23 protein-coding genes and 1 pseudogene are annotated in these 23,108 nt (G+C 69.8%); 14 read left to right on the forward strand and 10 right to left on the reverse strand.

Annotation, left to right across the window (positions count from 1 at the left end; all coding sequences use genetic code 11):
- Window positions 1-178: 178 nt before the first annotated feature.
- Window positions 179-1,855, forward strand: a complete 1,677-nt coding sequence (locus FHS29_RS23670; protein ID WP_184693946.1) for a DUF4185 domain-containing protein — start codon at window positions 179-181, stop codon at window positions 1,853-1,855.
- Window positions 1,856-1,960: 105 nt separating this feature from the next.
- Here FHS29_RS23670 and FHS29_RS23675 read toward each other — a convergent pair whose 3' ends face one another.
- A complete protein-coding gene (locus tag FHS29_RS23675; RefSeq protein WP_184693948.1) occupies window positions 1,961-2,854 on the reverse strand; it encodes an MBL fold metallo-hydrolase in 894 nt (297 codons plus the stop codon).
- A 79-nt stretch (window positions 2,855-2,933) separates the two neighbouring features.
- Here FHS29_RS23675 and FHS29_RS23680 point away from each other — a divergent pair, with 79 nt between their 5' ends.
- Window positions 2,934-3,821: a LysR family transcriptional regulator gene (locus FHS29_RS23680; protein WP_184694165.1), complete on the forward strand. Its 888-nt coding sequence runs from the start codon at window positions 2,934-2,936 to the stop codon at window positions 3,819-3,821.
- A 67-nt stretch (window positions 3,822-3,888) separates the two neighbouring features.
- Here FHS29_RS23680 and FHS29_RS23685 read toward each other — a convergent pair whose 3' ends face one another.
- A complete protein-coding gene (locus FHS29_RS23685; protein WP_184693950.1) occupies window positions 3,889-4,668 on the reverse strand; it encodes a class I SAM-dependent methyltransferase in 780 nt (259 codons plus the stop codon).
- 169 nt (window positions 4,669-4,837) lie between these two features.
- On the reverse strand, window positions 4,838-5,851 hold the full coding sequence (locus tag FHS29_RS23690; protein WP_184693951.1) for a metallophosphoesterase family protein: 1,014 nt from the start codon (window positions 5,849-5,851) through the stop codon (window positions 4,838-4,840).
- 223 nt (window positions 5,852-6,074) lie between these two features.
- Between FHS29_RS23690 and FHS29_RS23695 the strand changes: the two genes are divergently transcribed.
- Both FHS29_RS23695 and FHS29_RS23700 read left to right on the forward strand, forming a co-directional pair.
- Window positions 6,075-7,220: a glycosyltransferase gene (locus FHS29_RS23695; protein WP_184693953.1), complete on the forward strand. Its 1,146-nt coding sequence runs from the start codon at window positions 6,075-6,077 to the stop codon at window positions 7,218-7,220.
- A 143-nt stretch (window positions 7,221-7,363) separates the two neighbouring features.
- A complete protein-coding gene (locus tag FHS29_RS23700; protein WP_312865070.1) occupies window positions 7,364-7,930 on the forward strand; it encodes a hypothetical protein in 567 nt (188 codons plus the stop codon).
- Between the two features lie 138 nt (window positions 7,931-8,068).
- Here FHS29_RS23700 and FHS29_RS23705 read toward each other — a convergent pair whose 3' ends face one another.
- Entirely contained in the window at window positions 8,069-8,377 is a 309-nt protein-coding gene (locus tag FHS29_RS23705) for a hypothetical protein (RefSeq protein ID WP_184693955.1), read from the reverse strand.
- Between the two features lie 268 nt (window positions 8,378-8,645).
- Here FHS29_RS23705 and FHS29_RS23710 point away from each other — a divergent pair, with 268 nt between their 5' ends.
- Window positions 8,646-9,488 carry a YwqG family protein gene (locus FHS29_RS23710; protein WP_184693956.1) on the forward strand — a complete coding sequence of 281 codons (843 nt, stop codon included), beginning with the start codon at window positions 8,646-8,648 and terminating at the stop codon, window positions 9,486-9,488.
- An 80-nt stretch (window positions 9,489-9,568) separates the two neighbouring features.
- Here the strand turns inward: FHS29_RS23710 and FHS29_RS23715 are convergent, their stop codons facing one another.
- Together FHS29_RS23715 and FHS29_RS38515 are read right to left on the reverse strand one after the other, a co-directional pair.
- Window positions 9,569-10,765, reverse strand: coding sequence for a TolB-like translocation protein (locus tag FHS29_RS23715; RefSeq protein WP_184693958.1), 1,197 nt, complete (start codon window positions 10,763-10,765; stop codon window positions 9,569-9,571).
- A 187-nt stretch (window positions 10,766-10,952) separates the two neighbouring features.
- Complete coding sequence (locus FHS29_RS38515; protein WP_221456496.1) at window positions 10,953-11,705, reverse strand: helix-turn-helix domain-containing protein; 753 nt, start codon at window positions 11,703-11,705, stop codon at window positions 10,953-10,955.
- 238 nt (window positions 11,706-11,943) lie between these two features.
- On the opposite strand from FHS29_RS38515, the gene FHS29_RS23725 reads away from it, so the two are divergent.
- The 4 genes from FHS29_RS23725 (at window position 11,944) to FHS29_RS23740 (ending at window position 14,859) form a co-directional block, all read left to right on the forward strand.
- Window positions 11,944-12,918, forward strand: coding sequence for a glycoside hydrolase family 113 protein (locus tag FHS29_RS23725; RefSeq protein ID WP_184693960.1), 975 nt, complete (start codon window positions 11,944-11,946; stop codon window positions 12,916-12,918).
- A 195-nt stretch (window positions 12,919-13,113) separates the two neighbouring features.
- A complete protein-coding gene (locus tag FHS29_RS23730; protein ID WP_184693962.1) occupies window positions 13,114-13,398 on the forward strand; it encodes a hypothetical protein in 285 nt (94 codons plus the stop codon).
- 93 nt (window positions 13,399-13,491) lie between these two features.
- Window positions 13,492-14,271: a YwqG family protein gene (locus FHS29_RS23735; protein ID WP_312865071.1), complete on the forward strand. Its 780-nt coding sequence runs from the start codon at window positions 13,492-13,494 to the stop codon at window positions 14,269-14,271.
- A gap of 72 nt (window positions 14,272-14,343) precedes the next feature.
- Complete coding sequence (locus FHS29_RS23740) at window positions 14,344-14,859, forward strand: hypothetical protein (RefSeq protein WP_184693965.1); 516 nt, start codon at window positions 14,344-14,346, stop codon at window positions 14,857-14,859.
- Between the two features lie 194 nt (window positions 14,860-15,053).
- Here FHS29_RS23740 and FHS29_RS23745 read toward each other — a convergent pair whose 3' ends face one another.
- A complete protein-coding gene (locus FHS29_RS23745; RefSeq protein ID WP_184693967.1) occupies window positions 15,054-16,085 on the reverse strand; it encodes a hypothetical protein in 1,032 nt (343 codons plus the stop codon).
- A gap of 210 nt (window positions 16,086-16,295) precedes the next feature.
- On the opposite strand from FHS29_RS23745, the gene FHS29_RS23750 reads away from it, so the two are divergent.
- The 4 genes and pseudogenes from FHS29_RS23750 to FHS29_RS23765 all read left to right on the forward strand — a co-directional run bounded on the left by FHS29_RS23750 (window position 16,296) and on the right by FHS29_RS23765 (window position 18,950).
- Window positions 16,296-16,799, forward strand: coding sequence for a GyrI-like domain-containing protein (locus tag FHS29_RS23750; RefSeq protein WP_184693969.1), 504 nt, complete (start codon window positions 16,296-16,298; stop codon window positions 16,797-16,799).
- Window positions 16,800-17,206: 407 nt separating this feature from the next.
- Window positions 17,207-17,614: pseudogene (locus tag FHS29_RS23755) on the forward strand (DUF6301 family protein); the annotation flags it as partial.
- Complete coding sequence (locus FHS29_RS23760) at window positions 17,611-18,072, forward strand: TY-Chap domain-containing protein (RefSeq protein ID WP_184692192.1); 462 nt, start codon at window positions 17,611-17,613, stop codon at window positions 18,070-18,072. The pseudogene FHS29_RS23755 and the gene FHS29_RS23760, both read left to right, overlap by 4 nt.
- A 470-nt stretch (window positions 18,073-18,542) precedes the next feature.
- Complete coding sequence (locus FHS29_RS23765; protein ID WP_184693972.1) at window positions 18,543-18,950, forward strand: RidA family protein; 408 nt, start codon at window positions 18,543-18,545, stop codon at window positions 18,948-18,950.
- A gap of 387 nt (window positions 18,951-19,337) precedes the next feature.
- On the opposite strand, the gene FHS29_RS23770 is transcribed toward FHS29_RS23765, so the two are convergent.
- The 3 genes from FHS29_RS23770 to FHS29_RS23780 all read right to left on the reverse strand — a co-directional run bounded on the left by FHS29_RS23770 (window position 19,338) and on the right by FHS29_RS23780 (window position 21,827).
- Complete coding sequence (locus FHS29_RS23770; RefSeq protein WP_184693974.1) at window positions 19,338-19,559, reverse strand: hypothetical protein; 222 nt, start codon at window positions 19,557-19,559, stop codon at window positions 19,338-19,340.
- The gene (locus tag FHS29_RS23775; RefSeq protein WP_184693976.1) at window positions 19,556-20,371 is read right to left on the reverse strand and encodes a class I SAM-dependent methyltransferase; all 816 of its coding nucleotides are present in this window, start codon (window positions 20,369-20,371) and stop codon (window positions 19,556-19,558) included. The genes FHS29_RS23770 and FHS29_RS23775 overlap by 4 nt, the downstream gene beginning before the upstream one ends.
- 301 nt (window positions 20,372-20,672) lie before the next feature.
- Window positions 20,673-21,827: a hypothetical protein gene (locus FHS29_RS23780; protein ID WP_184693978.1), complete on the reverse strand. Its 1,155-nt coding sequence runs from the start codon at window positions 21,825-21,827 to the stop codon at window positions 20,673-20,675.
- A 201-nt stretch (window positions 21,828-22,028) separates the two neighbouring features.
- Between FHS29_RS23780 and FHS29_RS23785 the strand changes: the two genes are divergently transcribed.
- On the forward strand, window positions 22,029-23,108 hold the full coding sequence (locus FHS29_RS23785) for an aminoglycoside adenylyltransferase family protein (RefSeq protein ID WP_184693980.1): 1,080 nt from the start codon (window positions 22,029-22,031) through the stop codon (window positions 23,106-23,108).

Consider the following 23,108-nt stretch of genomic DNA (forward strand, 5'->3'; position numbering starts at 1 on the left):
TTCCCCAGGCCATTCTTACCCCGGATGCCGGGCCACGCATCGTCCATGCGGGCCGCGTTGTTCACGCCTTGGTTGTTCAGGCCTCGCCGCCGACACGAAACATCGAGGCCGCACTACAACGTGCAGGGATCCGGCGGCTTGTCCGTGGGGGTGCCGCCGGCGACCCGGGGAGATGATGATGTCAATGCCGAGGAAGACGCTGCGGCGAGCGGTCGTCGCGGCGCTCGCCGCAGTCGTGGCGCTGGTCCCCGCACCGGCGCTCGCCGAGATCCCACCCGACCACGCGGAGGACCACAACACCGCGTTCACCAACAGCGACGGCGACCTGTGGGCCTCCTGCGAGTCCGACGACGGGGCGCTCTACGCGGCCAACGGCGACGGCACCGGGTTCGACCTGGGGCACTCGTTCGACCCGAAGACCGAGGACATCGTCGTCAACCGCATCGTCGGCACGCCCTACCTGACGCCGTCCCGGACGGGGCTCACCGGCCGCGTCGTCACGCGGGGCGGCAACCAGGCCGGCACGCCGGGGACGTCGGTCGGCCGGGTCTGGTCCGACATCAGGCACTACAACCGCAAGCCGACCGGGATGCTGTGCGTCGACCGCACGCTCTACCTGGCCGTGCAGGACCTGCGGAGGGACTTCTCGGCGGCACCGGCGGCCACCATCCTCCGGTCCACCGACCACGGGCGGACCTGGCACTGGGACGACAGCGAGCCCATGTTCGGCGTCCGGGACCTCTCCGACCCGCCGAGCAACCCCAAAGCCGCGTTCACCACCATCTTCTTCCTCGACTACGGCCGGGACAGCGTCAACGCACCGGACCCCGGCGTCGTGTACGCCTACGGCCTGGACGACAACTGGGCCGGGCGCAGCCAACTGCACCTCGCCCGGATTCCCAAGAACAGCATCCAGGACAGGTCGACCTGGCAGTGGTCCAACGGCCCGGGGACGTGGACCGCTCCCGGTGACCTGCAAGGCCGCGTACCGGTCATCAACGACGACTCGCTGCCGCCAGGGCACATCAGCCAGGGCAGCGTCGTGTACGACAAGCCGCTCAACCGCTACCTCTACTCGTCGTGGAACGAGGAGTTCTGGGTGTTCTACGAAGCACCGACCCCATGGGGCCCCTGGACGCGGCTGATGACCAAGAACTTCCTCACCAAGTGCTTCGACCGCGGTCGCGCCCGCTGGAACGCCGGCTACCACGGCGGCTACGCGACCACGATCCCGTCGAAGTACATCAGCTCCGACGGCCGGACGATGTGGGTGCAGTCCAACGTCTTCTTCACCGACGACCAGTGCCCGAGCCCGGAGCCCAAGAACCTCGGCAGCTACTCGTTCGCGCTGCGCAAGCTGTGGCTCACCACGCCCGACAACCTCGTCCGCGATCCCGGGTTCGAGGGCCAGCGGCAGTTCAACTTCTTCGGTCTCCCGGCCCCGCTCGGTCCGGTCGAGGCCCCGTGGACGACGGAAGGCCCTGACGTCAAGGGCATCGACGTCGGCACCGCCCTCCCCCGGCAGGGCACCAAGAACGCCTGGATCCACCCCGCGAACCAGCAGACGCGGGCGTGGAACGCGATCACCCAGGACGTCCCGGTGCGGCAGCACACCAGGTACGTGCTGACCGGCTACGTGCAGACGTCGGCGAACCTCACCGAGGGCTACTTCGGGGTCCGCGCCGGGCAGAACGTGATCAGCGAGACCAAGTTCGGCCCGCTCGGCCCGTACACCAGGCTCAGCGTCACCTTCGACTCCGGCGCCAACGACAAGGTCAAGCTGTTCACCGGCTACTGGGCACCCGGTCAGGACTCCTGGCTGCGCCTGGACGACACGGCCATCGCCCCCGCCTGACCGGCGGTCCCGCCTGACGCGCCGACGCGTCAGGCGGGACCGCGTCGCCTGTGTACTGGTTCTGCGACACCCGCATCCCGTCGAGCACGGCGTGGTCCCGACGCGTCACGCGTACTCCGCGCAGAAGCAGCCGACGCCCTTCTCGATCCACTCCCGGCCGACCCACTCCGGGTGCCGCTCGACCATCAGCGCCGTGACCTCCGCGGCGATCGCCTCCTGCGGCATCGCCGAGTCCCGCCGCAACCAGGTTTCATCGCGCAGCAGCTCGAGATGGTCGCGGACATCGGCCAGCAACCGCGGGCCGGAGATGTCGCCGTGGCCGGGCACCACCACGTCCGGGCAGGTCACGACCAGCCGGTGCATCACGTCGATCCAGCGCAGCCCCGAGACGTCGGTGTCGTGCGGCGGGAACCACGGGAAGATCGGGAACTGCCCGGCGTCGACCAGGTCACCGGTGAACAGCACCCCCGCGTCGGGGACGGTCAGCACCTGGTCGCCCCTGCTGTGGGCACGTCCCGTGGCACGCAGCCGCACGACCCGGCCTCCCAGGTCGAGTTCGTGCGCGGTGCCGTAGACCTCGTCCGGCGCAACCAGCTCGACGTCTTCCAACTGCCGCGCGATCGGCGCGCCGAGGCCGCGGAACAGGTCGAGGTAGCCCGACCCCTTCCCGGCCAGTTCCGCTGCCTGCGCGCCGTTGACGAGGTACGTCGCCTCGCCCGCGAAGGCCTGCGCGCCGAACGCGTGCTCAGGGTGGAAGTGCGTCGTGGTCAGGTAGAGCCTGCGGCCCTGGGCGTACTCGGTCGCGAAGGCGAGCACCTTCTCGCCGTTGCGCGGACCCAGGCCGGTGTCGACGACCAGCACGGAGTGGGTGCCGCCGATGACGCCGATGTTGGGCACGAGTTGCACCCCGCGGTTCGGGATCACCACCAGGTCCCGGGCGAGTTCCCGGACCTGGGTGATCTCGACGACCGGCTCGCGGGTGGGGAGTTCGGAGGACATGCTCCGACCCTGCGGCCGGCGCCTGCCCGCCGTCCAACACCGGTTCCGCAAGCCCGATACCGCGTTGGTATCGTTGCTGATGGAGTTCCGCCTGCTGCGCTACTTCGTGGCCGTCGTCGAGGAACGGCACTTCGGGCGGGCCGCCGCCCGGCTGCACATGACGCAGCCGCCGCTGAGCCGGGCCGTCAAGCAGCTGGAGACCGACCTGGGCGTCGTGCTGCTGCACCGTTCGGCCACCGGAGTCGGACCCACCCCCGCCGGGAACGCGCTGTACGCGGAAGCACGCACGTTGCTGGAACAGGCCGAGCGGGCACGGGCGCGGGTGACGGCAGCCGGCGGCGCCGTCACGCTCACCATCGGCACGCTCGCCGACAGCGGCGGAGAAACCGGCACGCGCCTGGCCGCCACCTTCCGCCGCCGCCATCCCGAGGTCTCGATCCGGTTCCGCGAGGCGGACTTCACCGACCCCACCACGGGGCTGCGCAACGGCCTGGTCGACGTGGCGCTCACCCGGTCACCCTTCGACGACACCGGCATCAGCACGCGCGAGCTGCGTTCCGACCCGGTCGGGGTCGTCCTGCGCGGGGACGACCGGCTGGCCGGCCGCGACACCCTGTGCCTGGCCGACCTCGCCGACCGTCCGTGGTTCCAGTTGCCGGAAGGCACAGACCCGGTCTGGCGCACCTACTGGAACGGGGCGACGCCCGTCGGCGAGCGACCTGCCGGCCCCGTGGTGCGCACGGTCCACGAATGCATGCAGGCGGTGCTGTGGAACGGAACGGTCGGCATCGCGCCACTCGTCCACGTCCTGCCCGACGGACTGACCTGGGTGCCGCTGACCGACATGCCGCCGAGCCCCCTCGTCGTCGCCTGGGCGACCGAACACGGCAGCCCGCTGATCCGCTCGTTCGCCCACATCGCCATCGATGCGTACTACCGATCGGCGCACGAATCCCTGGAACGCTGACTGACCGCCGACCAACAGATCACCACCGAGGGCCGGGGCGTTCGAGGAATCGGGACGTGGACGGCTTTCACCGCTGCCGGACGCGCAGCACGCCGGTCAGCATCGGGAGGGCGAATTCGCCGCTGGTGGTCTCCGGTCTGCTCGCGAGGTAGGCGCGGATCCGGCCGAGCGTGGCTTCCCGTTGCTGTTCCGGCATGACCAGCATCCCGGCGCGGGTCGCGAGTGTCGCGACGAGGGAGTCGGCGGTGCGGCGCTGACCGTGCGGGAACTCGGCCTGCTCCGGCGAGCCGAACCGTGCGGCCACGTCGGTCTCCGGAAGGTGCAAGCCCGCCGTCGCGGCGCGCCACCTGCTGAACGTGTCACGCGGGCCGATGGCCGCGCTCCCGCTGACCCGTTCGAGCCCGGCGACCCAGTCGACCCGGTCGTCCATGACGTTCCACAGGCCGGCCAGGATGCCGCCGGGTGCGAGGACCCTGGCGATCCCGGGCCCCGCGACGGCCATGTCGAACCAGTGCAGGGCGTTGCCGGCCAGCACGGCGTCGACGGAACCGTCCGGCAGCGGTATCGCCTCGGCACTGCCCGGCAGGGCACGGACCGTCGGCAGCGCGCGGCGCAGCTCGGTCAGCATCGCCGGGTCGGGCTCGATCGCGATGACGTCGGCGCCCAGCGCGACCAGCACGCCGGTCAGCTTGCCGGTGCCGGCCCCGAGGTCGAGCACTCGCGGGCCGGGCGCGGAGTTCAGCGCCCAGCGCACCGCAGCCGGCGCGTAGTCCGGGCGGTGCTCGGCGTAGGCGCCCGCCGCTGCGCCGAACGACGAGGCATGAAGGAACCGGACGTCTTGTTCCATGCGGTCACCGTATCCGTGCCGCCGGTACCTCTACCGGCCGTTCATACCTGGTGGTTCTCGGCCGTGGCCCGCAGTTGGGGTCGTGTCGACCGACACCCCGCACCACCCCGTGGCACGGGGTGGTGCGGACGATGCCGGGCCGCCGGGCCGGAACCCCTCGCGGTCGTGATCAGAGGCTGTCCCGCAGCGGCACGGTGATCTGCTTCAGCCACGTGCCGGTGGTGAAGTCGCGTGCTTTGATCACCACGGCGTGGTGGTACACCTCGACCTGGAGGCCCTGGTTGAAGCTGCCGCCCAGGGAGGTCTCGCCGCCCTTGCCGTCGTCCACCCAGCCGGTCTGCACGGCGCCGGTGTTGACCACGGTGAAGCCTTCGAGGTTGCCGCTGCCCGGAACGACCCGGCGGGTCACCCAGTCGGACAGGTTGAGGTCCCAGTGGGTGTGCCCGGAGAACAGGAACACGTCCCGGTACCTGCCGAGCACCGCGAGCAGCCGGTCGGCCTGGAGGTAGTCGCCGAGGTAGAGCTTGTTGCGGGTGCCGGACACGGTGTTCGGCAGCGGGTGGTGGGTCAGCACCATCACCGGCTTGCGCCACCGGTCCCAGTGCGCCAGTCGCCGCTCCAGCCAGGTGAACTGCTGGTCGCTGAGCCACACCTCGTCCCACAGCTTCGGGTCGTGGTACCTGGCGTAGCGCTCGGTGCCCAGGCACAGCACCGGCACCCCGCCGAAGGAGGTCTCCGAGTAGACCGCGTTGCGCCCGGCGAAGTTGTAAAAGCTGCGGAACAGCGATTCCTCGGTGGTGCCGTTGGGCCAGGTCTCCTGCGCGAGGGTGTCCGGGTTCCGCCACTTCGGCACGTAGAACTCGTGGTTGCCGATGGCCCAGGCCACGTTCCTCGGGTGCGGGTGCTTGTCCAGCACCGACCGCACCTGGGCGTACTCGAAGTCGTAGCCGCGCGGGGTGATGTCCCCCGCCACGCCGAGACCGGCGCTGCGCGGGTTGGTGGTGTTCATGTCGTCCAGGGCCTTGCCGAAGTCGGCCAGGTCGCCCTGGATGTCGCTGATGACGTTGAACCGCACGGCCAGGCCGAGCGGATCCCGGCCGGGGGCTGCCTCGGCCCGGGTGCCCAGCGCGGTGGTGGCGGCCAGCGCGCCTCCCGTGGCCAGCATGAACGACCTGCGATCCATCCGACACCTACATTCAGCGACACCAGTACGAACGGGCCGAAGGTAGGACGTCCGGGGTGGTCATCGGTGACTTCGCGCCGGCCTGGGCGTGTACGCGAAGGTAACTTCAGGTTCTAGCTCTGACCAGGTGCTTCGCGACCCACTCCGAAGCTACTTCGGCCCCGCCCGCAGGAACCGAGCTGAAGTCACCTTCTGTGAAAAGGGATTCACTACCTTTTCCCCGGTGCGAATCCTCTTCTCGAGCCTCGGCTCACACGGACACACCTACCCCCTCTTACCGCTCGCGATCGCCGCGCACGACGTAGGTCACGACGTCACCTTCGTGACCACGGCCCCGTTCGCGCGCGCCGTGACCGCGTACGGCATCGAGCACGTCGCCGGCGGCATGGACATGCTCGCGGCGTTCGAACTCGCCCACGCCGGTCCCGCGGCCCGGAAGGCACCCGGTTTCCGCCCCGAGCGGGTCTCGAAGGTGTTCGGCTCGATCCTGCCGCGCAGCTACGCCGCGGACCTGGCGCCGATCATCGTCGACCGCAAGCCCGACCTGGTCGTGCACGAGCTGGCCAACCCCGGCGCGGGGCTGGCCGCGAAGGTCGCGGGGGTGCCCGCGGTGTGCCACTCGTTCGGCCGGAGGTGGCGACCCACAGGACCTCCCGATGTCCTGCGCGGACACCTGGCCGAGGTCGCCGCGAACCTCGGCGTCGACCTGCCCGACGGCGACCTCATGCCGCTCGGCAACCCCTATCTCGACATCTGCCCACCGTCGGTGCAGGACCCGGAGTTCCCGGTCCGGCCGACCGACACCATCCCGCTGCGGCCGGTGCCGTTCTCCGAGCCCGGAGAGCTGCCGCCGTGGGTGCGCGAACACCGGGAGCCGTTGGTGTACCTGACGTTGGGCACGGCGTTCGGTGACGCGGGTGTGCTGCGCACCGCGATCGCGGGCTTGGCCACGCTGGACGCGAAGGTGCTCGTGTCCACCGGTCCGAGCGTCGCGGTGGGCGCGCTGGGCGACGTGCCGGACAACGTGGTCGTGCGGCCGTGGTTGCCGCAGGCCGACCTCCTGCCGCACGTGGACCTCGTGGTGCACCACGGCGGCGCCGGGGCCACGATGGGCACGTTCGCCACGGGCGTGCCGCACCTGGTCCTACCGCAAGGCGCCGACCAGTTCGGCAACGCCGAGGTGGTGACCGCCGCCGGGCTCGGCGACCAGGTGCTCGCCGCCGAGATGACCGCCGAGGTGATCGCGACCAAGGCGCGCCGCCTGCTGACCGACGAGGCCGTGCTCGCCGCGACCAAGGCGATGGCCGACGAGGTAGCCGCCATGCCGTCGCCGCACGACGTGGCCCACATGCTCCCCGACTACGCGTGAAACCCGATCCCGCCCGCCTGCCGCGCCGACCGGACGGCCGTGCACCATATGCCGTACCAGCCTTCCGGGAGCCGCAGTGAGGGGCGTACTCATGTCGGCGGATGAGGGCGCAAGTCGTCCCGAGAGGTGGCAGGCTGCGATCCGTGAACCCGATCATCGCGCAGGCGCTGACGATCGCCGGTGTCCTGCTCGGCTCAGCCGCCACGTTCGTCGTCACCTCCACCACCGAGCGAACCCGTTGGAGACGAGCGCAGTCCGCCCGGTGGGATGACAAACGTCTCCTCGCGTACTCGGAGTACGCCAACGCGGTCAAGCCGATGGTCCGACTGTGCCGCCGGATCGCGGAGACCAAGGGGCTGCTGTCCACCGGCGAACCCGTCGACCTCGGCTCCGCGTTCGCCGACCTCGCCGAGGCGGAGACCGAGCGAGCCGCGCGATGGGAAACCGTCCTGCTCCTCGGCGAGCCGGCGACGATCTCCGCCGCACGAGCATGGAGTGAGCAGGTGTGGCGACTGGAGCACATCCTGCGCGACGACCAGCCCGACGCCTCCGCGTTCATCGACGCCTACCGGAACGCCATGCGATTGCGCAACGAGTTCTACGACCGCGCCCGCACGGACCTCGACATCACCAGCGGCCCGCTACCCGAACTCACGTGGAAATCCCTCCAACCCCAGCCACCGCCGCCCGACCACCCCACCACACCATGACGGCGTCATGAGGTCGAGCGACCACGTTGCCGGTCCGCCCCGGAGCCGGCACCCGTGCCGGTCGGCGGGCACCCGGTCCGGGTCCGAGCCGGGTGCCCACCGCGGCAGGTCATGGACTACCGACCGGCGGGGCGTGCGTCACCTACCCCGTCGGCACTCGTCCCCCCGCACCCACAGGGAACCCTCCGCCCAACCTTCGTGGCACCGGTACACCTCGCCGCCCGGGCCGGAGAGGGTGAAGCTCGCCAGCTCGCCCCACCGCTCGGTGTCGCAGTCGTAGCCGAACACCGTCCCGCCGTTGGCCTCCAGCTCGCCGCAGGCCAAGTCGGCGCGCGCCGCCGGCGACGCGGTCGCGATCCCCGGAACCAGTGCGGTGATGGCCGCCCCCACCGCGCCGACGGCCCACAGCCGTGCCCGAAGACCGGTTCTCCCCTGCGTGTTCCTCATCGTCTGCCCCTGTCTCCACCCCGCGACGCCCGCCGGGCGGGTTGCCCGACGGACACGATCACGTCGCACCAGCGCACCACCTCGACGGCCGCGGACGAAAGGCTTCGGCGGTGGACCGGTCCGGCAGGGCAACCGGAACACCCGTCCGGGCAAGGCTTCGGTGTCCACACAGGACGATCACGCCCGAAAGTGCAGCGGTCTCTGCCCTTTCTTCCCCTTGTCCGCCGCCGCGTTCACGAGTTCCGACCAGGGGCCCTAGGGTGCCGGCATGACTTCCGGGATGTTGGACAGACTCGCACCGTTTCGCGAGGAAGCACTCAAGCGGGGCATTCCCGCCACCGACGTGGAGCGGTGGATCGGCATCGCCCGCCCGTGCGCGACGCTGGCGTCGAGCGGGGACGGTCCGGTCGTGGGACGGTTCGGTGGCCCCGTGTTGCTTCCCGCCGACGCATCGGATCCGTGGTTCCCGCACGTTGCCACGCTCGACTGCGCGGCTCTGCCGCCGGAGGCGACGGACCTGGCGCTGCCGTCCGACGGCCACCTGTTGTTGTTCGCGTTCCCCGACATCTCCGATTCGGGTCCGGGCTCGATGGGCACCGCCGCATACGTACCTGCCGGTGCGGCCGTCGAGGAACGGGCCAGGAATCCCTACTTCTACGGCGAGATCCCGGACTACCACCGGATCACCGACGCGTTCCCCGAAGGCCCGCTGCGGCTCACGGTGAACGTGTCCCTGCCCTACCACGGCGCGGTGGAGATCCCCGAAGACCCCTACCTGGCGCCGCTGCCGGGGCACCCCCACTCCGAGCAGCTCCGGGATGTGTGGCTGGAGGTCTGCGGCGACATCGCCACCAACGGGCCGTTGCAGGTGGGCGGGTACGCCTTGGAGGAGTGCATCGACGTGGATCCCGTCGTGAGCGCCTCGTCGCTGCTCGACGAGTCCGACGGTGGGACCGGCGCGGAGCAGTGGGGCGACTGGGTGTTGCTGGCAGACTGGTACACCGACATCCGGGGGCTGGAAGGCGCCACGGTCCACTGGGTCATCCGACGTGAAGACCTTGCCGCGCAGCGCTTCGACCGGGTGTGCACCAGTGTGGACTGGAACCCCTGAGGTGCCGTGGACGTCGAGCACAGGTCGGCACGGTCGCGACGCGCATCGCGACCGTGCCGACCTGTTGACGGGCCGTCAGGTCAGTCACGTGCGGGGATCAGTCCGCGGAGCGGGATCGCGTAGATGCCGAGGGGGCCGCATTCGGTGACCCAGGGGCAGCGTTCCTCGACCACCGCCAACCGCGAGTCCCTGCTGATGGCGGGATTGGTGACGAACGCGGTTCCCGGTCGCGGCTCGGGCAGGGTGATCTCCCTACCGGTTCTCTGGTCGTGGACGAGTGCTCGCGAGTCGGCGAAGGTGTCCTGGGCGCGGCTGAACCAATAGCTGCCGACCAGGTCGCCGTTGCGGTTGGAGGACGTCACACCCGCCGTCCACGTGACGGTGTCCTCCCCCCAGGTCCGCAGCACCACCGGGGTGGCACCAGGTGCAGTGGAGATCTTCTTCAGCTCGAACCGGTAGTCACCCGTGGTCACCACGTAGAAGACCCACGCGCCGTCGCCGCTGAGGGTGTGCGCGCCGCCTTCCGGCAGGGCGTGCATGTCACCGGTGGTGGCGTCCAGCACCGCCAACCGCGAGGAGTCGTCGGACCGGGTCTGGTAGAGGAACAACAACTTCGTGCCATCGTCGGACACCACCGGGCCGTGGGAGCGCCAGCAGCCGGCGCACAAGGTCGGTGTGGTGGTCTCGCCGGTGACGAGGTCGTGGCGGTGGATCCGGTTGTTCTGCCCGTCTTCTTCGTCGAGACCCGCCCAGGTGAGCCAGCGGCCGTCCGCGGACAGGTCGATGGCGTCGAAGAACCAGCGTTCCGGCATGGTCGCGACGCGGCGGACACCGGTGGCCACGTCACGGTGGAACACGCCACCCCGGTAGCCCGGGTCCAATCCGCTGTCGTCGTTGGAGTAGGCGAAGGTGGTGCCGTCCCAACCGATCGCGGAGTACCGCCAGTCCGCCCGCATCGGACTGCCGTCCTCCTTCACGCTCGCCAGGAGGGTGCCGCCGGTCCGCAGGTCCTTGCGCACCAGGAAGGTGCCCAGCGGGCGGTCCGTCCGGTACTGCTCGGGCACCATGTTGCTGTTGGTGCGCACCGAGAACAGCGCGTACCGGCCGTTGCCGGACAGCTCGATGAACTCCCTCCCTCCCGCCGACTCGGGAGCGCCGGTGGCGTCGGTGTCGATCCTGGTGAACCTGGGCCGGGTCTCGGCGACGGCCTGCGCGGTGGTGGCGATACCCACGGTGGCGGCGATTAACGCGATGATGATCTTCCGTATGTTCCCCATAGCCATCCTTTCGGGAGCCAGGCGGCAGACGGAAGTGTGGCAGCGCTTGCGGTGCCCGAACGTGCACTCTTCTCGCGCAGCACGACGTTCGGCCCGATACGCGTTGTCGACTCAGTGGACTCGGGCCGTAGCCCCGTCGATTCCCACCACATCCGGCGGGCGAGGGCGCGGTACCGCGTGGCGGCGTTCACCGCGTCGTCGTCGAGTGGGTTGCCTGCGTGTGCCGGGGCCCGGTGCCTGCGGCGGTGGCGCGCCAGTGCTTTTCGGCGGCACGGAGGATGTCGTTGCCCAGTTGTTCGAGGAATCGGCCCGCGGTGGCGAGCCGGGTTCCGACAGCGGTGTCGGTTCCGAAGAGGTCGGCGCCGCGCAGGGCGGTGGTGGAGAATCGCTGGTTGGCGCGGGCCCCTACCACCGCGGAGCGCAGGCCCGCGTTGTCGTCGAGGAAGTACCGGTGGCGCCGGCTGTGGCTGTCCCGTCCACGTCGGATCAGCCCGTGCTGGTGCAGCAGGCCGACCGCGTGCGAGATGGTCGCCGCGCTGACTTGCAGGTGCTGTGCCAGTTCGGCGGCGGTGCGGCTGCCGGTCTCGGAGGTGAACAGGCAGGCCATCACGCCGGCGGCGGTGCGCGGCATGCCGGTCCCGATGATGGCTGCGGTGAGGTCGGCCATGAACGCGGCCTGCGCGTCGGGGTCGGGGCCGCCGCGCTCACCGGCTCGCGGTGCGGCTGCCGGTGGGCGGGGGTTGCGCCGGGCGCGGTGGGTGGTCGCCAGTTGGGCGAGGTCCGAGCGGTAGCGGCCCGGTCCTCCGTTGCGCGCGACCTCGCGGCTCACCGTCGAGGTGGGGCGGCCCAACCGGCGGGCGATCCCGGCGTAGTCCAGGCCCTGCGCCAGACCTTCGGCGATCTGCCGCCGGTCGGCTGTGGTCAGCCTGCGTCCTGGCATCCGGCCGGCTCCTCCGCTTCGGTCGTCCTGACGCCAGTATGCGAGCCGGTCGTCGACCGTTGCAACGGTCGGCTTCCGGTGTGCATTAGCCGGCATCGTCATTGCAATCCGCGAATGCCGCTGTGAACAGTCAGAACCGTGCGGATCGGCGCGAGACGCCGTTGACCGTGGTTTCGCGTAGTACTTAACGTCCCGGCCCGGCGGCCGAACGACGGCAGCTCGAAGCGAGGAGCACTTCATGCGTGCCAAGGGCATCACTTACGACACCGGCTTCACTCCCGCGGGGCGGAGTACCCGGTTCGCCTTCGACGCCGAGGCGGTGCGACGGGAACTCCGGATCGTCGCCGACGACCTGCACTGCGACGCCGTGCGGATCACCGGCGGCGACCCCGAGCGGCTGGCCGTGGCCGCCGGGCACGCCGCCGACGCCGGGCTGGAGGTCTGGTTCTCCCCGTTCCCCTGCGAACTGTCCGCGACGGAACTGCTGCCCTACTTCGCCGACTGCGCGGACCGCGCCCAGCAGGTGGGAGCGGAGGTCTTCGTCGCCGGCTGCGAGCTGAGCCTGTTCGCCGCCGGCTTCCTGCCCGGAGACGACAGCCTCGCCAGGATCAAGGCCGTGGCCGGCAGCAACCCCGACCCCGACGACGCGGCGGCCCGACTCGCCGAGATCGCCGCCCCGTTGAACGCGCTGCTGGCCGACACCGCGGCGACGGTGCGCGAACGGTTCCACGGCAAGCTCACCTACGCCTCCGGGACCTGGGAACAGATCGACTGGACGCCCTTCGACATCGTCGGCGTCGACGCCTACGGCGAACCCGGGGACGCCCTGCGCCAGGGCATACGGGACTACCGCCGGCACGGCAAGCCGCTCGCGGCGACCGAGTTCGGCTGCTGCACCTACCGGGGCGCAGCGGAACGCGGCGGCATCGGCTGGGACATCGTCGACTACGACGCCACCCCGCCACACCTCGACGGCGACTACACGCGCGACGAAGCCGAACAAGCCCGCCACCTGCGCGAGATGACGGCGGTCTTCGACGAGGAAGGCGTCGACACCGCCTTCTGGTTCACCTTCGCCGGCTACGAGTTCCCCCACCACACCGACCCACGCCTCGACCTCGACATGGCCTCATACGGGGTCTGCGCAGTCCTGCCCGACGGCAGCCTCTCCCCCAAACAGTCCTTCCACGCCATGGCCGACGCATACCGGTGAAGCACCGCAGAGCCACCCCGTGAACGCCGCACAGTCGTCGGTGTACGGACATCCGGGTCCGGGTCAGGGCACGGCGCCGGCGGGTTGCGGCGGAACGGCGGATCGCGGAGCCGTCGAAGAGGACCTGAACCGGGCTGACTTGTTGCGCGAAACGGTCGTTTCGGCCGGGGGTGCCGGACTGCCAGGATCACGGTCATGAGATCAATCGTCCTGTCGGCCGTCGTCGTCACGGCCTTAGTGCTCCCGGTGTCGTCCGCCGCCGCCGCCGATTACACGGTGCCGCGGTCCTCCACGCAGGTCGCCACTGCACGGGGCAGTGATGCGGCGATCACGCTCGCCTCCGAACGCGCACGCGGCGCCGTCCTCGCCGCCGGCGTCGACTGCGTCGGCTGGCGGTACTCGCTCGTCAAGCTCGAAGAGCACCCGAGCACCTCCCTGTACTCGGCAACCGTGACGGCGCGCGCAATCTGCGTGAGCTGACATCCCGACGGCACGCGGCGGCCAAGCCGCTGCGCGGCAAGAGCATCCCCCGGAGAAAAGTCCCGGTCGGACTGATCGACTAGGCTGGGCGTGGTGAGCACTCCCCTGGTCCGTCAGTCCGACATCACCACGTACCTGGTCGAGAGCACCCGTGACCCGGTCGATGCCGGTTCCCGGGACACGATCGGAGGGTGGCCGATCCTCCCGGCGGGAGAGCCTTGGCCGTCGTGCTTCTGCGACGAGCGGATGGTCTTGTTCTTCCAGTTCGACATCCCGGCGGACATCCCCGCCTTCGGCGGCGACCACCTGTTGGTCTTCCAATGCCCCGCGCACAACGACGTGGCCGTTCTCGAGAGCTCCGCCGAGCAGCTTCCCGAGAGGTTCTGGGAGCAGCCGCCGATCTGGAACCACCCCGGTGCGTTCTGGCGGATCCTGCTCCATCGCGACGACACGGGTCCGACCGGCACCCCGGAGCCGTACCTGCAACCGCGCCGGCTCACCCTCAACCCGGGCGCCGAAGAGCTGACGATCTGGTGGCCCGAGCGGAAACTCACCGACGACCAGATCACCGACGGCCAGGCGACCGACGCGGCCTTCACCGAACACGGCACCGGTCTGCGCGAGTTCAAGATCGGGGGTGTCCCGTCCTGGATCCAGGGGCGCGAGTCCTACCGCTGCGCCTGTGGCGCCGACCTGGCGTACGTGTGCCAGCTACCCGAGAACACCGGGTTCGACAAGAACCCCGGCCAACCCGAGCAGTCGGACGCGTCCGACAGCGACCTGTACGTGCTCTTCCTCGGTAACGAGCTCTACATCCTGGCCTGCCCGGCACACTGCAACCCCGCTGCGGCATGGCCCGTCAACCACAACTGAACCGAGGTCGCTCCGTGTCGCGCGTCGGCTTGCCCCCGTAACGGGATCGACGGATGAGTAGCATCCGCCGCCATGGTGGTCGTGCTGCTCGTGGTCGGTGCGTTGGGAATGCCGCTGGCCGGGCTGCTCGTCCGGCCGGATGTGCGGGGAGCGCGGCACGGCGCCGAGATGTTCATCGATCTCGGCCGGTTCGGCTGGTACGGCTACCTCGTGCTGTCCGCGGTGGGGCTGGTCGTCGGGCTGACCGGTGTACTGCTCGGCACGCCGCACGGCCGCAGGCTCGCCACCGGTGCGGCCACCGCCCTGCTGACTCCCACGCTGGTGTTCGGGACGATCCACGTCCTCGTCACCACCACCGGCATGTTCCGCGGCGACGGCAGGCCGTTGTCCGCCGCAGCGGCGGCAGTCGCCACAGTCACCGCCGCGATCGCTCTGACTTTCGCCCAGCGGGTTGTGGTGGCGGTGATCGACCAATGGGTCGGCGGTTGCCAGCGGGAGTTCGAATGTGATGCAGGCGGGCAATCGCCAAGAGTGTCTCCTTGTCCGTTGTCGGCTCACCGTGACGCGTCCGTGCCGACAGCGTCGTGATCTTCGCCGGGTCACACAATTTTGCCCTGCAGGCCACCTGTCAGGCCCAGATGCGGCGCGTGCACCCGACGGCCGCCGGCGACGAGAGTGCGGGTCGCGCTGCGGATCCTTACGCCGCCCGCTGCGACCTGGCCGCCGGCCGCTGTCACATCGACGACAGGCTAAATGATCTTGCTGTTGTCCTGGTGGAAACGTCACCCGGAAGGGATCGTGAACGCCCCGCCCTCAGGGATCATCACAGTGCCTGTGCGACCAGCACTGACCCAGTCCAACTCCAAGCGCCAACTGACACAACATTCCGGTCGGACGCTGAAAGTGAAGTGAAACAACTCCGGGTCACCCGCCGCTACGGCGAACGGGAAATCGTGTCCGTGCGCAACCACCCGAGGCGGTAGCGGCGGTATCGGTGTCAGATCGATACCGAAATCCCGGGACGAGATCATGCTCAGAAGCGGCTCAGGCTCGTCGCGGAAGTCGACCACCACTGGACGAATCGCCAGCAGTACGACTGCCTGGCTGCTACGTCCCTCAACAAGAACCACGATCCCGATGTCGTCAGTAATCCCCGGCACCGGGCCCCCGAATCCATCAATGACTCCGCTGGAGGAAGATGCCTTGTAGCCAATGCTGACGATGATCGGCACGTTGTGTTGAGTCGGAGATTCCGAACTGGTGTAGATGTTCAGATCGCCGTGGATTGCCCCGGCCTGCACGGCGTTGCCACTATTGGTGACGAGATGATTGTGTACCCGAGGACCAGCGGTGCCGGCGGCAACATCACTTGAGAAGTCCGGTCGCTCCGGCAGTGCATACCCGCCGCGGAGCAGTTCACGGAAGTTGGCCCGCTTCTTCTCGTTGCGAAGGCTCTCCCACGCCTCCTGCACCAGGTGAAGGATCAGGGCGGCGGGAGGATCCGGACTGCTCGGGAAGCTCAAGTCAACGAACGTGGTCATTGCGGTCGCCCTCAGCACCAGGCCGGGACTCCGGTCTCGCAACCAGCCCTCCACCGCCTCGGCCATGATCACGACCTTGTCTTCGGAACTCAGCACGATGTCCAGAAGGAACCGTGCGTTCCCGAACGGGCGGCTGAAGCCCGGTGGCTTCTCCCTGATCACCCACGTAATACCAGGCAGCCCATTGAGGCGCTGGCCCAGGTTTTCGAGCACTGTGCCGGCCAGGTCCGCCTCGCCAGGGGCGGTCAGCACGATCCGGATCTCCACCAACACCCCCGTCCTCAGACGAAACGCAGCGTATCGCAGGGTGACCGCGGCCACGGCCTGTTGATCGTGGCCGGGCTCGACTTCTTGTTGCGCATCAGGAGGCGCGGCAGGTACCGCTGACGTGGCCGTCAGGTGGGCGGCTCAGGCGGGACAGGCTGAGGCGGCACTCGTGGCACGGCGCGGCAGGGTCCACTGCCGCAGTGTTAGCGTGCAGGCGTGGAGATCGTCGACGGCCCGAGGATCGTGTCGAAACCCGCGAGCCACTACGTGGGTATCCGTGTCGTCACACCGTTTCGAGGCATGTTCGCCGTCCGCGACGAGCTGATGGACGAGCTTCACGCCTGGCTCGACGGGCGGAGCGTGCCAGACATCGGTCCTACCTTCTTCCGGCTGCACGTGATCGATATGGACGGCCCGATGGACGTCGAGGTCGGTGCCGTCACCCAAGAAGCGGTTGAGGGCGACGATCGTGTCCGTGCGGGCGTCCTACCGGCGGGCCGGTACGCCGGCCTCACCTACGTCAACCATGCGCGTCGTGCGAACCGCACACTGCTTGAATGGTTGCGGGACAACGAGATCAGCCTCGCCAGGTGGGACGAGCCCGCCGGCGATCACTTCGCGTGCCGGTACGAGGCCTACCTCACCGACCCGCGATCCGAGCGCATGAAGACCAAGTGGCGCGTCGAACTCAACATCCTCCTCGCCGAGGACAGTGCCTGAGCAGCCTGCCACCCTCCCTCGGCTATAGAGGACGTTGCGCAACGCCTCGCCTGCGGCATGAGCGTGCGGCGTTGTCGGTCAGGGGTTGAAGCCAGTGGTCGGACCAGGCGCGGGTGCGGTGCGGGACGTCGAGTTGGTGGTTGCGTTGCTGAGACCGGTTGCCTTCTCTGGAGTCAGGTCACGAGTTCGTACTCGACGACGAAGTGGCGGAGTGCCCGGTGGGAGTGGGCGGCTTGGCCGAGGGCACGGTGGTGTCCTCGAACATCGCCGAAGCCGGCCTGCCTTAAGGTAGCCGTGGGGGTCCCAGTGACAGAGCTGTGCAGCCCGGCCATCGGCGGGGACATCGCGGAGTAGTCCACGTCAGCGCGTCCGCAACCGGGCGATGCGGCTGATCCCAGGTCTGGGAGACCGTCGACTTCTGGGCAGGTGTCCCCTGGCCGGTGTCCCGCGCCGACGCCCAGCGGATGGCGGTCGACCGCCTCGGCTGGGCGATCGAGGTCGAGGACGGGCTGGGGTACCTGGTCAACCCGGCCTTCACACCACCGGCGGTGTCGATGTCCGGCATCGACACCGTGTCGTCCGTGCGCTTCCGGATCGCGGACGTGGTCACGGAGGAGACACCGGCGACGAGGGCCTTCCTCGGCGACCTGTTCACGCTGGCGGTGCGCGAAGGGGCGGCCCGGCTGGGGCGTCCGTCCATCAGGCGCGATCGCGGGCACACCGACACGACCTGGGAGATGGGGGCCGCCCGGGTCACCGTCACGCTGTCGTCGAGGTCCGTTGTGGTCCGATTCCTCACCCCGGAAGGCCGGTGACCGAGGTGACCGACTGGGAGGCGTTCGGCGGCGGTCTCACCGAGGCGTTGCGGGAAGTGTCCGACCGGGTCTTCCTGGTCGTCTTCTCGCGCGCCGATCCCCGGGTGTTCGTGCAGTTCGCCGGCGGCGAGCACGAGCTGCACGCCGAGGCGGCGGCGCCGTCCGCGGATCCCGGCCGGATGGCCGCGGCCGGGTGGAAGCCGCCGACCGGCATCGACCCGCCGAACTGGACCTGCTCCTCGCCGCTGCCCGCGTTGACGGTGGAGTACGCCGCGATCGCGGCGCGCTGTGTGGTGGCGTTGCGCGATGTCCACGGGCTCCCCGGTCCCGATGAGCTGGTGTACAAGGCATGGCGCGACGCGGAATGGCCGTCCGGCGCGGTTCCGTCCGCCGAACGGGACCTGGGTGAGAACCCGCTGGTGCTGTCGTGGCTGGGCATCCCGTCCGCGACCGGGTGACAGCAGGCGACGACCACCATCGTGACCCGGTCAGAGATCGCCGTCGCGCACGGTGCCGAAGCCGCTGGGCATCGCCGTTCTGATCATCATCACCGGGATGGCGGCGGTCGTCTTCGTGCCGGTGGCCGGGACCGCGGTGGTGCCGGTCCTGCACCTGGCCGCAGCGGGCCGCGCGTGGCCGCTCGTGCGGGCACCGGCTGCCGAACGTGCGGCGCGATCGGCAACTCCTCACTGTGCCGGCCTTCCGCAGGGCCATCCGATCAGCCGCCCGCCGAACCCCTTCGCGGGGAGATCACCGCCACCGGCTGTGCCGCTGGGCCAACACCCGGGAGCCGACCGCCGACCAGCGACAACGAGACGCACAACAAGCAGTGCCCGCTCGTTCTCGCGGGCACTCCGACGGTGGTGGCATCGGGCCGGGAGACGACGACATAGGGTTCCGCCCAGTCCGACCTAGCTGAGGAGAACTCATGATCCGGCGTTGGAATCCCGAGACCGTGGCCGCACCCGCCGGGCCGTACAGCCATCTGGCACACGTGTCCGCCGGCCACGACGTGGTGGTGCTCGCCGGCCAGATCGGCACGCTGCCCGACGGCAGCCTGGCGGGCGAGGACTCGCTGTCCCAGGCACGGGCCGTGTTCGCCAACATCGAACGACTGCTGGACGCTGCCGGCGCGGGGCCGGCGCAACTGGTGAAGCTGTTCAGCATGGTGTCGGGCACCGAGCACCTTCCCGGCTTCCGCACCGCGATGACGGAGACGTTCGCCCGCTGGTTCCCCGACGGCGACTACCCGCCACAGACCCTGGTCGTCGCCGCCGCCCTGGCCGCCCCGGCGTTGACCGTCGAGGTCGAGGCACTGGTCGCGATGCCCCGCTGACCCCGCGCGGAGACCGCCGACGGCGACGTCCACCGTCGTCTTGCCAGAGTCGTGCAGCACCGACACCGGCAGGCCCGCCGCGCCGCCGTACCGGACCGGCACGACGCCGATGCCAACGGCGCGCCTGAACGCGCGATGCCTGCCGCCTCGGTAACGCATCGACCTGTCTTCGACATGACCGTGTGTTGGCGGGTCAGGTGGCTGATGCCATCGCGCTGCGGCCATGCGGACAACGGCCACGGCCGACAAGACAGCCTGCGGTACACGTCGCTGATGGCTTGCCACGGTTCCGGCGCATCGGCCTCGTGTGGGCCGTGCAGTTCGCGTGCAGCAGGACGACAGCCGTTCGCAACTGCGTCAGCGTTTCCTCGTTGGTCGGGGTCGGGTTCACGTCCACACGGTGTAGTCGACCTTGGGGCGATGTCCGCCGTACCGCCGCTTGAAGGTCTGGCCGACGCGAAGGAGTTCGGCGGTGCGTTGACCGCGCTTGCCTTCACCGGGCGCGAGGTCGTGCGACATGTTCGCGGCGGGATGGCGGAGGCCGAAAATGACCACCAGGATGCGGTACGCCTTCTGGCCGAGTTCGAGGACCTCATTACCTGGGGTCAACCGCGTGTCGCAACGGCCAGGTGGACGTTCATCACGCACGGAACCCGGCCGTCGGCATCGGCCAGTCCGGTCGCCTTGGCCAGGAACTCGGCCTGGAGCGACTTCACGACTGCGGGATCGAGCGGCATGAGGTTGTAGGTCGCCGACAGGGTCGACCACACCTGCTCGGCGCTGCCACCCAGGTCGATGGGCTCGACGGTCCACTCGACTGGTGAGAAGCCGGCCGGGATGAGGATTTCGTCGATGCCGTCGCGGTGCCGGGTGCGCCGGTCTCCCAATTGCGGGATTTGCTGCTGAGCCGGCGTGTCGGCGAGCACCTGGCGGATCAGCCGCAGGAACAGTTCGTATCCCCCACCCCCGCCGGCTCCGCCGGCGAGCACCAAGGCCAGAAGTCCACCGGGCAGCAGAACACGGGCGAGTTCCGCGGCGACACATTCGATGTCCGGCATCAGCATGAACGCCATGTGCGATACGCACGCGTCGAAGGCGTCGTCAGGAAATGGCAGGTCCTGTGCCCGTCCTTCCAGCAGCGTCGCCCCGGCGAGGGATGGCCGTTGCCGAGCGAGCGCCAGGTCAGTGGCCGAGAGGTCGATCCCGGCGACCTCGTGACCGGCCTCGGCGAGCAGCTCGAGCAGGAAGCCGTCGCCGCAGCCGAGGTCGAGCACCCGAGCGTGGCCTTCGACCCGGTCCCGCACGATTTCGTAGCTCGACCGCCCGTCCGGCGCCCGGCCGTGGCCCATCGTGCCGGAGGTCACCGCCGGGTGACGTGCATGAAACTCGCGCAGGAACGCCTCTTGGGCCGCAGTGGTCATGATCACCACTGTAGGACTGCCGGTACACCTTCACGGGACGTTCGTCTTTGGCGCCGCGCCGAGTACGGCTGCCCGCGACGCCCGGCTTGGACGGTCCCGGGCCGGGCAGGGACCGGCGGGCGATTGAAACCTGCGATCTGCAGGACCTGCTCGCACCCGATGTCGTCTTCCTGGGTGCCGGGGGCGGGATCAAGCAGGCCGCCCCGGCGCACCGACTCCCGGGCGTCCGACTCCCGGTACCACCGAAGGCCCGGCGCACAAGGGCAGCCGGGCCTCCGGGTCGATACGGGGAAGGTCGAGGTCACCACCAGGTGGCGGTGCAACCGCTCTGCGCGGCCTGGTTCCCCTCGCAGAGCTTGACTTGCAGGATGTCGTTGGCCTCGACGGTGATGTGTGTCGCGGCGGCGCCCCGGGGAACGCCGGCCGGTGGCACGTAACGAATCCCTGACGATGTCCGCACGGCGAGCACCGAGGACTGGAACGGGCTGCCGGTGCTCGTCACGATCCGCGCCTTCGCGGTCCACCGGCCGTCGGGCAGCCGGTACTTCGTCACCTGCGCCGTGCCGCCCGCCCGTGCCGTGGTGACGGTCCGGTCGGCGACGGAGACGGGGGCGCCCGGCCCCTGCGAGGTGAGGAACTGGCTGTTGGCCAGGTTCCAGTGGTCGGCCAGGTAGGACCCGGCCGGCGGCGCGGTGTTGAAGTAGTCGTCGTTGTTGCAGTCCACGATGTCCTCGTCGGCCGACGGGCACTCGATGCTCAACCCGCCGCCGGGCAGGCCGCCGTCGTCGTAGCAGAGGATGTCCTGGTCGTCCCAGCAGTGCCCGAACTCCGTCGCGTGCGGCGCGCTGCTCTGGACGGCCCCGAGGCTGTGCAGGAGTTCGTGGCCGCCCGGCGCCCAGTCGGAACAGCCCTGGTCGACCACCGCCCAGCCCGGACCCGAGTTGAGCGGGTTGTCCGCCCCGGGCCTGTCGTCGTCCCCCGCGTCGTTCCACGCCAGGCCGCAGTTGTGCGAGCCGTCGTCGAAGACGAGGTACTTGCGGTCCGACCGGTTGTGGCCCAACGCCTTGAGCGCGTCGGCGATCCGTTCCGCGTCGTCGATCTCCGACGCCGGGACGGCGACGCCGAGCACGGCCGGCCGGCAGTCCGCGTGGTGCACGAACCGGATGTGGCGCACGCCGCCGGTCCGCTGGGCGGACTCCAGCACCGCCGCGTCGATCCGGTCCGCCCACTGCTGGATCTTGGGTTCCATCTCGGGGAAGCGGTCCGGCGCACCGATCGCGTGGACGTACATCGGTTGAACCCGTTTGCCCCCAACGCCGTCACCGACGCAGATCGCGGCGGCGGGCGAAACCCCTGTCGTGCCGGTCGACGCGCTCGCCGCCGGCTGCTGCACCCCCGACACGGCCAGCACCCAGACGAGCGCCACCGCGCCCCGCCTGACGATTCGTCCGTTCACGGTTCCCCCTTCGCTGTCTCCATGCGACCGATCGTGGTCCGGAACACTTTGGGAGACCTGGACAGTTGACCCGCGCCGGCACATAGGGGCACAGTCCCTGCCCACGCGAGCGTTCCCGCCGGCGCGTTCGAGCACGCTCCTCCGCCGCGTCGTCGCGAGCCTCGGATGCGCGCGGTCGACGTACTGCTGGATGCTGTCCTCATGGAACTCGCGAAGATCGTGCGGTTGGTCGACGGCACCGTCGGGGCAAAGGTTTTGGGCGCCTACCTGCACGGATCCGCGGTGCACGGTGGACTGAAACCGGCCAGCGACGTGGACGTCCTCGTCGTCACCCGGCACAGCCTGGACGACCGTGAACGTCGAGCGCTGGTGGACGGGCTTTTGCGGATCTCCGGCACTGGGACGGGAGCGCGGCCGGTGGAGCTCAGCGTCGTGGTGCACTCGGAGGTCCGTCCCTGGCGCTATCCGGCAACCGCGGACTTCCTGTACGGCGACTGGCTGCGCGACGAGATCGAAGCCGGTGCTCTCCCGCGACCGGCGCCGATGCCCGACCTGGCCATCATGATCCACTCGGTGCTGGCCGCCGACCACGTCCTGCACGGTCCACCCGCAGCCGAGCTGCTCGACCCGGTCCCCACCGCCGATGTGGTCCGGGGCAGCCTGGCGGGCATCCCAGACCTGCTCCGGGACCTTCCCGGTGACACCCGCAACGTCGTGCTGACCCTCGCCCGGGTCTGGACCACTCTCGCCACCGGAGAAGTCCCGTCCAAGGACGCCGCTGCCGACTGGGCGCTCCCCCGGCTCGCACCCGAGCACCGACCGGTCCTCGCGCACGCCAAACAGCTCTACCTCACCCGCCACTACACCGAGGAGACCTGGACCGACCAGCTCAAGGCGCACGTGCGTCCGCACGTCGACGCCGTCCTGGCCCACATCGAGGAACTGAAGGCGCGCGAAGAGCCGGCGCTACGAGCACTCGACGCCGAGGCGCTCGGCCTGCGACATGACAGCGCGTCGGCTGAATGCCTCGGCAGTTCAGGGAACAGCCGGAGAGGCCTCGCAGGTGGGAGGGACACAGGTGCCGAACCCCGTCTCGAACCAGAGGATCGGCCAGAACAGGACCGGCCCGGTGGTCGGCAGCACGACGGGGGCCAGTGCGTAGATCGCGCTGGCCCCGACGGCGCGGCGACCGGCGGACCTCTACGCCCCGCACGCGGGATCCGTCTCGTGTCGCCGGCACACCACCGACCGGTCGTCGGCATGGCGGGACGCTGGTTGTGA

Origin of the sequence: Saccharothrix tamanrassetensis (genome assembly GCF_014203665.1) — a bacterium.
GTDB lineage: Bacteria > Actinomycetota > Actinomycetes > Mycobacteriales > Pseudonocardiaceae > Actinosynnema > Actinosynnema tamanrassetense.